Source organism: Klebsiella sp. RHBSTW-00215, assembly GCF_014103785.1.
In the GTDB taxonomy this organism is placed as follows: Bacteria; Pseudomonadota; Gammaproteobacteria; order Enterobacterales; family Enterobacteriaceae; genus Klebsiella.
The window spans coordinates 1,531,758-1,545,902 of record NZ_JABXQS010000001.1 but is presented as its reverse complement, the minus strand read 5'-3'; the positions used below and the strand labels follow the sequence as shown (position 1 = coordinate 1,545,902).

Here is a 14,145-nt window from a genome sequence, read left to right as displayed (position 1 = left end):
ACGAAATACCATTTAATAATGAAGGATTTATTTAAACAGAGCGATTTTTTCCATTAATACATGAGTTACTGCATTATTCGCTGGAATTAAAAACTTGCGCACGCTGTCATTCACTTTGCCTTTTTCAAAGGTGGTTTTGCATTGATCGACCCACTGGACGTTCATTTCCGTGCCAACATTCACTTTATTGATGCCCTCAGTGACGGCCAGACGCATATCCTCATCGCTGACGCCGGTACCGCCATGGAGCACTAACGGCACGCCGGTAGCGGCGCTAATTTCTTGCAGCCGCAGGTGCTGGATCTGCGCCTTGCCGGTATACAGGCCGTGCACCGTCCCCACGGAAACCGCCAGCATATCGACCTGCGTTTCATCCACAAAACGTTTGGCGTCTTCCACCGTGGTAAAGCAGATATCTTCCGCAGCAACGGCTTTACCATCTTCCGAGCCGCCGATAGCGCCAAGTTCGCCTTCAACGGTGATATTTCGCGGACGAGCCATCTCCACCACTATCCGCGTATTGCCGATGTTTTCTTCCAGCCCCAGGTGCGAGCCGTCATACATCACCGATGAAAAACCGGCGTCCATTGCCGTTTCAATCGCGCTAATATCGGAGCAGTGATCCAGGTGCAGGCAGGTCGGCACATTTTCACTTTCCGCTAATGAACAAACGGCATCCACCAGTAAACGATAACCAAGATATTCCGCCGTCCCGGTCGAGATTTGAATCATTAACGGGCTATTGCTTTTTTGCGCCGCTTTAAAAAAAGCGGGCAGCATTTCAATACAGTGCAAATTAAATGAACCAATGGCTTTAAATTTTCTTTCCTGCGCAATTTTCAGAATATCGTTGAAATTATACAGACTCATGAGCATTTTCCCCTTTCGGCTTCGCTGATCTACCGTTTACGAACCATGCCAGTGCGGCAACAAAAACAATGAATAAGGCGACAAACAACCAGTTATTCTGGAAAGCGTGGCCCAATACCAGACCGGAACTGATCACGTCAGAATCGCTGAAGGTGACGCCGGTAAAGCCGTAGCTTTCGAGCATCGGCACCAGAATCGCAGGCAGGAAAGTGATAAACAGGCCGTGAACCACGCCGCCAATCATCGCCCCACGGCGGCCGCCCAGCGCGTTACCAAACACGCCCGCCGTACCGCCAGCAAAGAAGTTGGTTAACAGACCGGGCAGAATCATCGCCAGGCCGAACATCGGGAACACCAGCATGCCGATAATGGAGCCGATGGTGGTCGCCAGGAACCCGACGATCACTGCGTTAGGCGCATAGGGAAACAGAACTGGGCAATCCAGCGCGGGCTTGGCGTCCGGAACAATACGCATTGCGATACCGCGAAATGCCGGAACCAGTTCATTAAGCAGTAAGCGAACGCCGCTGTAGAGCACGAAGACGCCCGCCACAAACTGAATGGACTGCATAAAAGCGTACATCAGGTAATTATTACCGTTGGAGAACTGACCAATATATCCCGGGCCCGCCGCGACCGCCGGGATGAGGTACATCGGCACCATAACCACCGCCATCGCGAGATAGGTATCCTGGAGGAACTTAAAGTTATCCGGCAGTTCAAGGTCTTCCGTGGAGCGAGAACCTTTACCCACCACTTTCGCCACGGCGGCTTGCACCAGATAGCCAATGGTGCAGAAGTGCCCCAGCGCTACGTCATCAGAACCGGTAATACGCCTGACTACCGGCTGCGCCAGCGCGGGCATCAGTACCGCCATAATGCCGCCAAAGATGCCGCCGGTCAGGATCAGCGGGAACCCGGTCAGTCCGGCTTTATAGCCAATCACCGCCCCGATGGTCGCCATCCACAGCAATGCCTGACCGGTCAGGAAGATATATTTCAGCGGCGTCAGGCGGGCGATAATAATATTAACGGCAAAGATCACCAGCAGCGTCAGCGCCACCTCCGAGCCTAATTCACGGTTGGCTAACCCGGCGATAGCAGCAACGTCGGTAATATAGCCTTTCATACCGAATCCCTGAGTGAAAATATCGTTCAGGAACGTGAGCGTGGCGACAATAATATTAATCCCGGCCATCATGATTAAAAAACCGAGCAGGGTTTTAAATGTCCCTTCCGCCGTTTTGCCCGGTGATTTTTTTTGCAGGATCAGGCCCAGCATCGCAATAAACGCGATTAATATCGATGCCTGACCGAGCAAATCTTTGACGATAAACTCTACAAAGCTATTCATAGTCCGCTACCTTCAGGTTACGTTCTTTTAAGAATGCGACGATCTTGGCCTCAACTTCGTCTTTATCCGTCAGTTTATGCAATACTACCACCCGTTTAATTTCCTCCTCACTGGCATCAGCCGTTAATATATCGGCAAAGGTTTTTTGCGTGAGGATCATATCGGATTTAAACGCGCCGGCTTCGGAAACGGTGGTATGTTCAATATGTGCCGGAATTTCCAGTTTCTTTAAAACCGCTTTCGCCGTCATTTCAATGGCAAAGCTTGAACCGAGGCCGCAGCCACATACGCAAAGAATTTTCAGCATGTAGGGTCTCCTCAAATTATATTGAGTTGTTTGGCAAGTTTATAATGGTGTCCTTCGGTATCTACCAGACGTTTTTTCATACTGACTAAGTCAATCGGAATAGGTTTGTTACTTGAATTAATAATAATGGCTTTATTTTTCATCCCTGACTGAATGCAGCGAACGACTTCACTGGCCATAATCGTGCCCTGATAAATCTCTTCACAGGTCGGGTCACCGTTACGTAAACCGTAGCCCACAATAGTTTTACGAATACGCACGCCAATTTGCGGTTCAAGCTGCTTAATCATGGTATCAATGGCCCCCTGGAATCCGGGAGAATACTCCCTGGTGTAGCCTTCGGAGCACAGGATCACGACGCTATTCTGCTTTGCCAGCTTCTGCTTCACGCGCTCGGCAAGCGCAGCCAGCGGCATCTGCGATTCCGGGATCAGGGCGATATCCGCGTTACATTTAATCGCCGATTGCAACGTTAACTCTCCACAATAACCTCCTAATATTTCGACCATAAATACCCGACCAGGTAATGCTCTGCCGGTATTTCTTAAGCGGGAAACTTCTTTAATAATCTGCTCACAGGCGGTAGAGAAACCAATGGTATAATCGCTACCGTATACATCGTTATCAATCGTCATCCCGACGCCAAAACAGTTAATATCAAACTCACTTAACGTATTGAGAAACTGCAGGCTACCGTCGCCGCCGGCCATAATCAGCACATCAACGCGCAGTGACTTAATTTTTTTAGCGATCGTTTCATATTCACTGCGCAGCAATTTACGACTGGTGCGTCCGGAGGTAATAATCGGAATAGCCGCAATCGAAAAATCAACCAGATCACGCCAGGCAACTTCTTGATAATTTTTATCCAACAGCCCAGGTATTCCGCCATTAAAAATGGTGATCTCAGCATTCGCCATTTTGGCAACCTGGAATATAAAATTATTAATTCCAGAAACATCTCCACCGCTAATAACAATGCCAATTTTCATTGCCTGCCTCCGCTGTTTTCTCTGCCAACATTTTTCCCTGACTTCAAGGCTGCTATTTGCAATAGAGATCACAATATGCCGATAATTTTGCTCCAGCCTAATATTGACAACCGCTTTATTACGCTATTTTTTGTGATCAATATCTCTTTTATAAAGTGAGATCGGCTTAACAGTTAATTTTTTATTTTGTTTAAGATCATTAAGTTACTTGGCCCGATAATTCCCTGCATGGGTTGCGTGTGTTTACCCGGTAATCCCACTTTTGCGGAAAGAGAGAAATGTGATAAATAGCGCATTTTTTTACGTCAGGAAGGTTCACAGCGCGTTTTTCCACTGACCCGCCCGACCTATACCCTAAATAATTCGAGTTGCTTAAAGGCGGCAAGGGAGTGAATCCCCAGGAGCATAGATAACTATGTGACTGGGGTGAGCGAGCGTAGCCAACACATAAGCAACTTGAAGTATGACGGGTATAAAATTGTGTGCCTGCGCACAAAGCTCACTCGCGCTTACTGAGCAAAATGTCACTGCGCGCTGACATATTGCCGCTCATCTCTTCGCCGTCCCGACGTTAAAATCATATTAATTAGGTTTTAACGGAGTCTCATCATGGCAGCCCTTACAGCGAACTGTATTGACCTGAATATTCAGGGCAATAGCGTTTATTCCATCCTCAAGCAGCTGGCGGATATGGCCTTTCATAACGGCTACGTCAGCGACCGTAATCAGTTTTTGCAAACGCTGTTGCTGCGCGAAAAGCTGCACTCCACTGGTTTTGGTTCGGGCATCGCCGTTCCTCACGGCAAAAACGCCTGCGTGAAGCAGCCCTTCGTCCTGTTCGCGCGTAAATCCGCCAACGTCGACTGGAAAGCCAGCGACGGCGAAGACGTCAACTGCTGGATCTGCCTCGGCGTGCCGCAGGCCGGCGAGGACGACCAGGTCAAAATCATCGGCACCCTGTGCCGCAAAATTATCCATCAGGATTTTATCAACCAGCTGAAACAGGGCGACGCCGACCAGGTGCTGGCGCTGTTAAATCAGACCTTAACCTCATAAGGAAGCGGCTATGGAGTCATCCTTGCGTTTAGTGGCGATCACCAACTGTCCCGCCGGTATCGCCCACACTTACATGGTGGCGGAAGCGCTGGAGCAAAAAGCGCGTTCGCTCGGCCATACGATAAAAGTTGAAACCCAGGGCTCAAGCGGCGTCGAAAACCGCCTGACCAATGAAGAGATTGCCGCTGCGGATTACGTGATTCTGGCGACAGGACGCGGCTTAAGCGCGGATGATCGCGCGCGCTTTGCCGGGAAAAAGGTTTATGAGATCGCCATTTCCCAGGCGTTGAAAAATATCGATCAGATCTTTACCCAGTTGCCCTCTCATTCGCAGCTTTTTGCCGCCGATAGCGGCGTCAAGCTGGGCAAACAGGATGTACAGCAGGGGAGCGTGATGAGCCACCTGATGGCGGGGGTTTCTGCCGCGCTGCCGTTTGTTATCGGCGGCGGTATTCTGGTCGCCATCGCCAATATGCTGGTGCAGTTTGGTTTGCCCTATACCGACATGTCGAAAGGCGCGCCGTCGTTTACCTGGGTTGTCGAATCTATCGGCTATCTCGGCTTCACCTTTATGATCCCAATCATGGGCGCGTACATCGCCTGGTCGATTGGCGATAAACCCGCGTTCGCCCCGGCGTTTCTGGTGTGCTATCTGGCCAACGATAAAGGGCTGCTGGGTACGCAATCCGGCGCAGGATTTCTCGGCGCGGTAGTGCTGGGACTGGCAATCGGCTACTTCGTGTTATGGTTTCGCAAGGTACGTCTCGGTAAGGCGCTTCAGCCGCTGCTCGGCTCAATGCTGATCCCGTTCGTCACTCTGCTGGTGTTTGGCGTGCTGACGTACTACGTCGTCGGCCCGGTGATGTCCGATATCATGGGCGGCCTGTTGCACTTCCTGAACACCATTCCGCCATCCATGAAAATGGGCGCAGCTTTTCTTGTTGGCGCGATGCTGGCGTTCGACATGGGCGGACCGATCAACAAAACCGCGTGGTTCTTCTGCTTCTCGCTGCTGGAAAAACATATCTATGACTGGTACGCCATCGTTGGCGTGGTGGCGCTGATGCCGCCCGTCGCCGCAGGTATCGCCACCTATATCGCACCGAAGCTGTTTACGCAGCAGGAGAAGGCCGCCGCCAGCAGCGCGATTGTGGTCGGTGCAACCGTCGCTACCGAACCGGCAATTCCTTACGCGCTGGCCGCGCCGCTGCCGATGATTACCGCCAATACGCTCTCCGGCGGCATTACCGGGATGCTGGTGATCGCCTTCGGAATCAAACGTCTGGCGCCGGGTTTAGGTATCTTTGACCCGCTGATCGGCCTGATGTCGCCTGTAGGGTCATTTTATCTGGTGCTGGCGATAGGCCTGGCGCTAAACATTTCGCTAATCATCATTCTGAAAGGATTGTGGCTCAAACGTAAAGCCGCGCAGCAGGAGCTTGTCCATGAACATTGAGTTACTACAGCAGTTATGTGAAGCCAGCGCCGTCAGCGGTGATGAACAGGAAGTTCGCTCGATTTTGATCAATACGCTGGAACCCTGTGTAGATGAGATCACCTTCGACGGCCTCGGCAGCTTTGTCGCCCGCAAAGGGACACGCGGGCCGAAAGTCGCCATCGTCGGGCATATGGATGAAGTCGGCTTTATGGTGACGCATATCGACGAGAGCGGTTTTATCCGTTTCACCACCATTGGCGGATGGTGGAGTCAGTCGATGCTCAATCACCGGGTGACCGTACGTAGCCGTGCTGGGGTAAAAATCCCCGGCGTGATTGGCTCCGTAGCACCGCACGCCCTGACGGAAAAGCAGAAACAGCAGCCGCTGTCGTTTGACGAGATGTTCATCGATATTGGCGCGAGCAGCCGCGAAGAGGTGGAAAAACGCGGCATTGCGATCGGCGATTTCATCAGTCCGGAAGCGAACTTTGCCCGCTGGGGCGACGATAAAGTCGTCGGCAAAGCGCTGGATAACCGCGTCGGCTGCGCCCTGATGGCGGAGCTTTTACAAGCGGTGGATAACCCGGAAATCACCCTCTACGGCGTTGGCAGCGTGGAAGAAGAGGTCGGGCTGCGCGGGGCGCAAACCTCGGCGGAGCATATCAAACCCGACGTGGTTATCGTGCTGGATACCGCCGTCGCGGGCGACGTGCCCGGCATCGACAGCATCAAATATCCGCTGAAGCTCGGCGATGGCCCAGGGCTGATGCTGTTTGATAAGCGCTATTTCCCCAACCAGCAGCTGGTCGCCGCGTTAAAACAGAGCGCCGGAGACAGCGGAGCCCCATTGCAGTTCTGCACCATGAAAACCGGAGCAACGGACGGTGGACGCTACAATGTGATGGGCGGCGGTCGTCCGGTGGCGGCGCTGTGCCTGCCGACCCGCTACCTGCACGCCAACAGCGGCATGGTTTCGGTAAAAGATTATGACACACTGTTTACCCTGGTGCGCGAACTGCTGGCCTCGCTAACGGCGGATAAGGTCAAAGCCTTCACTGACTTTCGCTAGGTGAGATAATGCTATCGGAACGCCAGTTAAAGGTCGCGGAGATTCTCGAACAGCAGCCCTGCTTGCTGGGCGAACTGGCGCGACAAACTGGCGTATCAAGCCGCACGATCCTGCGCGATATTGATTACCTCAACTTTACCTTCAGCGGTAAGGCCCGCATTCACCCCGGCGGCGGTGCGGGCTACCAGCTGGATATTGTTGACCGGCGCGGCTATTTCCAGCTTTTACAACGTCATGATAATGATGACCGGTTGCTGGCGATATTACTGCTTAACCCATTTATCACCCGCGTGCAGCTCGCCGCGACGCTGAATTTACCGGAGACCTGGGTCGCCGACAGGTTGCCGCGCCTGAAGCAGCGCTACGAACGCGCCTTCTGCATCGCAAGCCGTCCCGGCGTCGGGCACTTTATTGATGAGCCTGAAGATAAGCGCCTTATCCTGCTGGCGAATCTGCTAAAAAAAGATCCGCTGTTGATTCCCCTGCCGGGCATGACGCGCGAGAACATCGCTCAGCTTCAGCAGGCCTGTGAAAATCTGCATGCTTTTGCGCTGGTTTCCGGAGAGTATCTCGCAAGCGTGGTGCTTGCCGTTTATGCCCTGCGCAACCAGCTCGCCGCCGCCTGGCCTGAGTGTCAGCATAGTGCGCTTAATAATGCGGTGGAGCAGGCGGGAATTTATCTCGGCGACAAGGCGTTCAGCACGCTGGTTGGGCTGCTGGAAATGCAGCAACAGCATACCGCTGCGATTTCCGAAGAGGGCGTCGTGTCGCTGCTAAAATCGCTACCCGGCGTCACCCCGCTGAATATTATCGACGAACAGCTAGTCGAAAATATTACCGGTCACCTCCTACGCTGCGTCGCCGCCCCGGTATGGATCCCGGAACATCGACAGGGCAGCATGAACAACCTGAAGGCCGCCTGGCCCGCCGCCTTCGACATGAGCCTGCGCTTTATCGCCCGGCTTCGCGAACAGTTGGATATTCCTCTGTTCGACAGCGACCTGATTGGGCTCTATTTTGCCTGTGCTCTGGAACGGCATCAGAACGAGCGCCAGCCGATTATTTTGCTCTCCGATCAGAACGCCATCGCCACCATTAATCAGCAGGCGATTGAGCGGGATGTGCTGAATTGCCGGGTGATTATTGCGCGCAGCGCGGGCGAATTAAGCGCCATCAGCGAAGAGGTCACTCCGCTATTAATCATCAACAATAGCCACTATCTGCTTGATGATGCTTTAAAAAATGTTCTTACCATCAAAAACATTATCACCGCAGCCGGTACCGAGCAGATTAAAAATTTCCTCGCCACGGCCTTTATCCGCCAGCAGCCTGAGCGTTTCTTTTCACAGCAGGGCAGCTTCCATTACGCCAATGCGGCGGGCGAAAGCTGGCAGGAGATTATCGGCCGAATTTGCGGACAGCTTGTCGCACAGGGTCATATCACCGAAGACGAGGCGCTGCGCATCTGCGCCAGGGAGCATGAGGGCGAAAACCTGATTGTGAATCGCCTGGCGATCCCCCACTGCTGGAGCGAGCAGGAGCGCCGCTTTCGCGGGTTCTTTATCACCCTCGCGCGCCCCATGCAGGTCAATAACGAGCCGGTCAGCCATGTGCTCATCGCCTGTGCCGCCGCCGACGCGCGCCACGAGTTAAAAATCTTTAGCTATTTATCCAGCGTGCTGTGCCGTCATCCGGCGGACACTATTGCGGGACTGGCGGGGTATGAAGCATTTATTGCGCTGCTCCGGGAGTAAAGCTCTTCAGAACTTTCAGATTGCTGACAAAGTGCGATTCTCTGGAATTGCCCGGCGGCGCTTCGCTTGCGCGGGCCTACGGAGTATGGGTTTGTAGGCCGGGTAAGGCGCTAGCCGCCACCCGGCAAAAAATGCGGGCACCCTATTGTCATCAATCTCAAAAGCTCTTCAAACCTTAACTATCGCAGCCCCCTGTTTTACCCCCTGCAAAATGTGTGGCGATCTCCATCACATTCCAATCAAAACGTAGTTTCATTTTTAATTCGTGACGTGGAAAGTATTCAGTGTCTAATGAAAACAGTAGTGTCTAGTGTCTAAAATAAATCGACGCTATTTTCTACTCTATGCGGAACACTGAAAAATGGCGCTGTCGGCGAAAGAAAAGTTATTTCACAAAATACTCACCCATTATGCGCAGAAACCCGCAGGTTTCACGGCTCAGGACTGCGCTGACTTTATGCAGGTTAACCGCAGCGTCATCAGTCATTACCTCAACAGGCTGTGCGATGACGGCCATCTGAGTAAAGAAAATACCCGCCCGGTTCGCTTCTTTGTGCAGCAAAATGGCGTAAAAAACGCGCAGGCGTCTCGCATAGTGTCGAAAAAGCACGACGCCTTTCAGCAGTTGATCGGCGCACAGGGGAGCCTGGCGGAAGCAATCGCGCTTTGCCGCTCGGCGGTGGATTATCCCGGCGACGGTCTGCCTGTCCTGCTCTCCGGGGAAAGCGGCGTCGGTAAGAGCCATCTGGCGGCGCTGATTTATCAATATGCCATCGAGCGCAACGTCATTGCGGCGGATAAGCCGTTCGTTGAACTGAACTGTGCCGACTACGCCAATAACCCGGAGCTGCTTTCGGCAACGCTTTTCGGCTATACGCGCGGTGCGTTCACCGGGGCTGACCGCGAAAAGCGTGGGGCCTTTGATGATGCGGATGGCGGGTTTCTGTTTCTCGATGAGGTCCATCGGCTGTCGGCTGAGAACCAGGAGAAGCTGTTTCTGTTTATGGACAAAGGCTATTTCTATCGTCTCGGCGATAACCGCACGCGCCATCCGGCGTCGCTGCGCTTTATTTTCGCCACCACGGAGAATATCGACACCGTCCTGCTCAACACTTTTCGCCGCCGAATCCCGGTGCGCGTGACGCTGCCCAACTATATTTCGCGCCCGCTCACCGAGCGCGTCGCTCAGGTTAGCCATTTTTTGCATCAGGAAGCGCTCAGCCTGCGCCGGGATATTCATCTCGATAATCCGCTCATGCATCAACTGGTAACCTCGCCGGTGCGCGGCAATATCGGTGAGCTAAAAAATCAGATCAAAGTCATGTGCGCCAGCGCCTGGAGCGATAATCGCGAGGCCGCAGTGATTACGCTACGCGGCCCCTCGTCCGGCGGCGAAATAATCAGAATTACCGCTAACCCTGATGATGATGCGCTTAATGCCAGCCAGCTGCTGCCAAAAGCGATGCACGATGCGGTTATTTTTCGCGACTTTTGCCATAGCGGTAACGTGCTGTTGCTCAATCGCAAAATGGAACAGCTGCTGACCACGGTCAGCGGCGCGGTTGCCGCCGAGTCGCTGTATAGCGGCTATATCTGGCAGAACACCGCTCATGCGTTGAACGAGCTGGAGAGCCTGACCGGCATCAGCTGTAGCCAGGAGATCCGCAAAGCCGTATGGCTCTGCGTCAGCTATACGCTGCATCCTTCTCAGGAGGCGGTCAACGTCGGTGAGCTACAGACGATTTCCGACTATGTTTCCGCGAAGGCGCGCCTGCTGGCGGAAGAGTGCCTCGCTTTGCTGAACAAACACGTCACCCACCAGCCGCTGCCCCTCTTGCTGCCGCTGTTAAGCTGCGCTTTTCATACCCTGGCCGGTGAAGACGACCCCATTCAGGGCATTATCGTTTCCCACGGTCGCGCCACCGCATCGAGCATTGCCGGTATCGCCAATCAGTTGACCGGCGGCTACTACTTTAAAGCCTTCGATATGGCCAACGCGACCTCCACCAGGGAAATCATCGACCTGCTGATTGCCCACGTCTCGCGCCTCAAACAAGGGGGCGGGCTGATTATCCTGGTGGATATGGGGTCGCTAAAAGAGATCTACGAAGAAATTAAGCTTCACCTGCATGGTGAACTGTTGGTTATCAACAACGTCAGCACCGCCATGGCGCTGGATATTGCCGCCAAAATTCAGGACAAACTGTCGATGGAGGCAATTATTGAGAGCGCTAAAGGGGCGTATGAGGTTGAAACCCGCTACTACGCCGGGATCTTGCCGGGGAATAAAATCATTATCTCCTGCATCTCCGGCGAAGGGATCTCCCGCAAGCTGAAAGATATCGTCCAGCGATTTCTGGCGCAGGAGGAGATCGACATCATTACGATGGAGTATGACGATCTGAAGTGGAAAATCGCCCACGCCGACCCGGCGCTAAACGGCACCCGGCTTATCATCACCACCACCGATCTGGAAGCGGGCTATATTCCGCTGCTAAGCGTAGAGCAGTTGATTAAAGAAAAGACGCTGGTGTTAAAGCGCGACTACTTCAACGGGCTGCTGATGGAAGGCGGTCTGGAGCCGATGATTGATGAAGTCGTGAAGCTGTTTACCGTCGAAGGCGTCGCCAGCCGTCTCAACTTCCTCAACCCGGTGGTGATTATTGATGAAGTCGAAGCGGTGATTAAACAGTATGAATCCTTCTACAAAATCCATTTTGAAAGCTACCTGCGCATCAATCTGTTTATGCATATCGCGCTGATGATTGAGCGGGTAATGGTCAATAACGGCGTGCGCCATCGCGAAGAGGCGGAGCTGACGCTGGAGCAGCAAGCGTTTGTCGCCGTCCACGACACCTTTTTCCAGGCACTGAACCGTAAATACAATATCACCCTGCCGATCACCGAAGTGCTGATGATCTATGAAATCATGGAGCCATGGATCGCCTTTGACCCCATCAATTAACCTCCCGCCGCCAGCTTCGGCTGGCCCCATCGACACTGGTTACTCCACCCATTTCAACACTGAAATTAGCGTCCAAAAATTAATTTTTCACCTTTAAAAACAAACAAATATAAACATGGCACGCTGATTGCAAAATCCCCGGCAGATACCTGAAAAGATTAAGGAACGCGAAATGCGAGAGATGTACATCGCAACTCATGGCCGCTATGCCGAAGGGATTGTCTCGGCGTTAAATCTGCTGATTGGCGACGACCACGGCGTTACGCCCGTTTGCGCCTACTGCGGCGAAATCGGCTCAACGGCAGAGCTGGCAGCCCGCTTTGACGCCATCGCCCAACAGGCCGCCGGTCGCGGCAATGAACTGGTGCTGTTTACCGATATGCCCGGCGGCAGCGTCAACAATACCGCCGTGCAGATGATGGTCAAATACCCTCACGCCCACGTTATCAGCGGCGCCAACCTGATTATGTTGATGGAGTTTTGCATGTCGGAACACCCTGATACCGCGCAGCGACTTCAGGATGCGGTTGCCGCCGCCAGCGGGGCGATGCAGTACATGAATCTGTTGCCGGAAATCATCTCGGCGCGCCAGGCAACGCAGCAGCAGACCCAGGACGATATTGACGATTTTTTTGCCGGGGAGGAAAACCTGTGACTATCGCACTCGAAGCGCTTGATACCCGCTACTTCTCACCGCCGCCGGGGCTGGATAAGAGGTGGCTCGACGAAGCCATCGCTGAAGTGCTGGGCCAGCTCGATGCCATGCTGCCGCGCTTTACGGCAACGTTTCCCGCCGCCAGTGCCACCCATGGTTGCTACGCAAGCGTGGAGAAAGTCGACTGGACCGAGGGATTCTGGACCGGGATGCTGTGGCTCGCCTGGGAGGTGACCGGCGATGAAAAATACCGCGCGGTGGCGGAAAGCCTGCTCGACAGCTTTGAAGAGCGGCTCGATCAGCAGATCAAAGTCGATACCCACGACCTCGGCTTTCTCTATCTGCTCTCCTGCGTTAATGCCTGGAAGCTCACCGGCAACCTGCGCGCCCGCGAACTCGCCCTGCGCGCCGCCGAGCAGCTGTATCGCCGCTTTAACGCCACGGCGGGCGTGATTCAGGCATGGGGAGATTTAAACGACCCGGCGCGTCAGGGGCGGATGATCATCGACTGCAACCTCAATGTCCCACTGCTGTTTTGGGCCGCCGACGAGACCGGTAACGCACAGTGGCGGGAAGCCGCCAGCCGCCATCTGGCGCAGGCTGCGCGCTATCTGGTGCGTGAAGACGCGTCGACCTTTCATACGTTTTATATGGATGTGAATAGCGGCCAGCCGCTGCGCGGCGATACGCATCAGGGATTCAGCGACAGCTCCTGCTGGTCACGCGGTCAGGCGTGGGGAATTTACGGTTTCGCGCTGGGATATGCCCATACCGGCGATGCCTGGCAACCCGAGCTCTCTCGCCGCCTGGTGCACTATTTTCTTAACCGCTTACCGGACGATTTTGTCTGCTACTGGGATCTGATTTTTACCGCTGAAGATAACCAGTACCGGGACACGTCTGCGGCGGCGATCGCCGCCTGCGGTCTGGCGGAATTGCTGAAGCTGCTGCCGCTAACCGACCCGCTGCGTCCGGCCTACGCCAACGCTATCGACTTGATGATGCGCAATTTACGCGAGCATTACTTTGCCCACGCGCAGGACGGCCTGCTGCGCGAAGGCGTTTACAACTTTGGCCGCAATATGGGTATTAACGAACCAAACCTCTGGGGCGATTATTTTTATTTCGAAGCCCTGGTTCGCCTTTCCCGCGTCTGGACCCCCTACTTTTGCTAACTGGAGCTACACATGATTTCTTTAGTACGTATTGACGATCGTTTGATCCACGGACAGGTTGCCGTGGTCTGGACCAAGCATCTGGGCGTGAACCGCATTCTGGTCGCCAATGACCAGATCGTGAATAACGAAGTGCAAAAAATGTCGCTGCGCATGGCGGCTCCCGATACCGCCAAGTGCGCCATTATGGCGGTGAAAGATGCGGGCGATGTGCTTAACGACCCACGTTCAGAAGCCATGAAAATTATGGTGATCGTAAACAATTCTGCCGATGCCCGCCGTCTGGTCGAGCAGGTGTCGGGGATAAAAACCCTGAACGTCGCCAATTTTGGACGCATTACCGACAATTTGGCGGCGAAAAAGCGCATAAGTGACACCGTCTACGTGACGCCGGAAGATGTGGCGGATTTCCACGCCATCGCCGACCGCGGCGTGGCCGTTGAATATCAGGTCCTGCCTTCTCACCCGGTGAAAAACCTGATTGAGATGCTGGATAACGCCGCCAACTAA

Annotated in this window: 12 protein-coding genes; 8 read left to right on the top strand and 4 right to left on the bottom strand. The window is 53.8% G+C overall.

Going from position 1 to position 14,145, the window contains the following annotated elements; all coding sequences use genetic code 11:
- Positions 1-27: 27 nt before the first annotated feature.
- The 4 genes from HV127_RS07390 to HV127_RS07375 are packed head-to-tail and all read right to left on the bottom strand — an operon-like array spanning position 28 to position 3,523.
- Positions 28-870, bottom strand: a complete 843-nt coding sequence (locus HV127_RS07390; RefSeq protein ID WP_182235477.1) for a class II fructose-bisphosphate aldolase — start codon at positions 868-870, stop codon at positions 28-30.
- Entirely contained in the window at positions 857-2,224 is a 1,368-nt protein-coding gene (locus HV127_RS07385) for a PTS sugar transporter subunit IIC (protein ID WP_182235476.1), read from the bottom strand. Before HV127_RS07385 ends, HV127_RS07390 begins: the two co-directional genes overlap by 14 nt.
- On the bottom strand, positions 2,217-2,531 hold the full coding sequence (locus HV127_RS07380) for a PTS sugar transporter subunit IIB (protein WP_110276106.1): 315 nt from the start codon (positions 2,529-2,531) through the stop codon (positions 2,217-2,219). The genes HV127_RS07385 and HV127_RS07380 overlap by 8 nt, the downstream gene beginning before the upstream one ends.
- Positions 2,532-2,542: 11 nt before the next feature.
- Positions 2,543-3,523 (bottom strand): 6-phosphofructokinase, encoded by a 981-nt coding sequence (locus HV127_RS07375; protein ID WP_182235475.1) that lies wholly within the window; start codon positions 3,521-3,523, stop codon positions 2,543-2,545.
- A gap of 609 nt (positions 3,524-4,132) precedes the next feature.
- Between HV127_RS07375 and HV127_RS07370 the strand changes: the two genes are divergently transcribed.
- The 8 genes from HV127_RS07370 (at position 4,133) to HV127_RS07335 (ending at position 14,145) form a co-directional block, all read left to right on the top strand.
- Positions 4,133-4,579 carry a PTS fructose transporter subunit IIA gene (locus HV127_RS07370; RefSeq protein ID WP_142512745.1) on the top strand — a complete coding sequence of 149 codons (447 nt, stop codon included), beginning with the start codon at positions 4,133-4,135 and terminating at the stop codon, positions 4,577-4,579.
- Positions 4,580-4,589: 10 nt separating this feature from the next.
- Positions 4,590-6,035 (top strand): PTS fructose-like transporter subunit IIBC, encoded by a 1,446-nt coding sequence (locus HV127_RS07365; RefSeq protein ID WP_142514954.1) that lies wholly within the window; start codon positions 4,590-4,592, stop codon positions 6,033-6,035.
- Complete coding sequence (locus tag HV127_RS07360; RefSeq protein ID WP_182235474.1) at positions 6,025-7,086, top strand: aminopeptidase; 1,062 nt, start codon at positions 6,025-6,027, stop codon at positions 7,084-7,086. The genes HV127_RS07365 and HV127_RS07360 overlap by 11 nt, the downstream gene beginning before the upstream one ends.
- Before the next feature lie 8 nt (positions 7,087-7,094).
- Positions 7,095-8,840, top strand: coding sequence for a putative frv operon regulatory protein (locus HV127_RS07355; RefSeq protein WP_182235473.1), 1,746 nt, complete (start codon positions 7,095-7,097; stop codon positions 8,838-8,840).
- A gap of 361 nt (positions 8,841-9,201) precedes the next feature.
- Positions 9,202-11,805, top strand: a complete 2,604-nt coding sequence (locus HV127_RS07350) for a sigma 54-interacting transcriptional regulator (protein ID WP_182235472.1) — start codon at positions 9,202-9,204, stop codon at positions 11,803-11,805.
- Between the two features lie 172 nt (positions 11,806-11,977).
- Positions 11,978-12,460, top strand: a complete 483-nt coding sequence (locus HV127_RS07345) for a PTS fructose transporter subunit IIA (RefSeq protein WP_142512740.1) — start codon at positions 11,978-11,980, stop codon at positions 12,458-12,460.
- Entirely contained in the window at positions 12,457-13,635 is a 1,179-nt protein-coding gene (locus HV127_RS07340) for a glycoside hydrolase family 88 protein (protein WP_182235471.1), read from the top strand. The genes HV127_RS07345 and HV127_RS07340 overlap by 4 nt, the downstream gene beginning before the upstream one ends.
- A gap of 12 nt (positions 13,636-13,647) precedes the next feature.
- Complete coding sequence (locus HV127_RS07335) at positions 13,648-14,145, top strand: PTS sugar transporter subunit IIB (protein ID WP_182235470.1); 498 nt, start codon at positions 13,648-13,650, stop codon at positions 14,143-14,145.

Coding starts and splice junctions, on each gene's coding strand:
- HV127_RS07390 (WP_182235477.1), bottom strand. CDS start 870: ATGAGTCTGTATAATTTCAACGATATTCTGAAAATTGCGCAGGAAAGA.
- HV127_RS07385 (WP_182235476.1), bottom strand. CDS start 2,224: ATGAATAGCTTTGTAGAGTTTATCGTCAAAGATTTGCTCGGTCAGGCA.
- HV127_RS07380 (WP_110276106.1), bottom strand. CDS start 2,531: ATGCTGAAAATTCTTTGCGTATGTGGCTGCGGCCTCGGTTCAAGCTTT.
- HV127_RS07375 (WP_182235475.1), bottom strand. CDS start 3,523: ATGAAAATTGGCATTGTTATTAGCGGTGGAGATGTTTCTGGAATTAAT.
- HV127_RS07370 (WP_142512745.1), top strand. CDS start 4,133: ATGGCAGCCCTTACAGCGAACTGTATTGACCTGAATATTCAGGGCAAT.
- HV127_RS07365 (WP_142514954.1), top strand. CDS start 4,590: ATGGAGTCATCCTTGCGTTTAGTGGCGATCACCAACTGTCCCGCCGGT.
- HV127_RS07360 (WP_182235474.1), top strand. CDS start 6,025: ATGAACATTGAGTTACTACAGCAGTTATGTGAAGCCAGCGCCGTCAGC.
- HV127_RS07355 (WP_182235473.1), top strand. CDS start 7,095: ATGCTATCGGAACGCCAGTTAAAGGTCGCGGAGATTCTCGAACAGCAG.
- HV127_RS07350 (WP_182235472.1), top strand. CDS start 9,202: ATGGCGCTGTCGGCGAAAGAAAAGTTATTTCACAAAATACTCACCCAT.
- HV127_RS07345 (WP_142512740.1), top strand. CDS start 11,978: ATGCGAGAGATGTACATCGCAACTCATGGCCGCTATGCCGAAGGGATT.
- HV127_RS07335 (WP_182235470.1), top strand. CDS start 13,648: ATGATTTCTTTAGTACGTATTGACGATCGTTTGATCCACGGACAGGTT.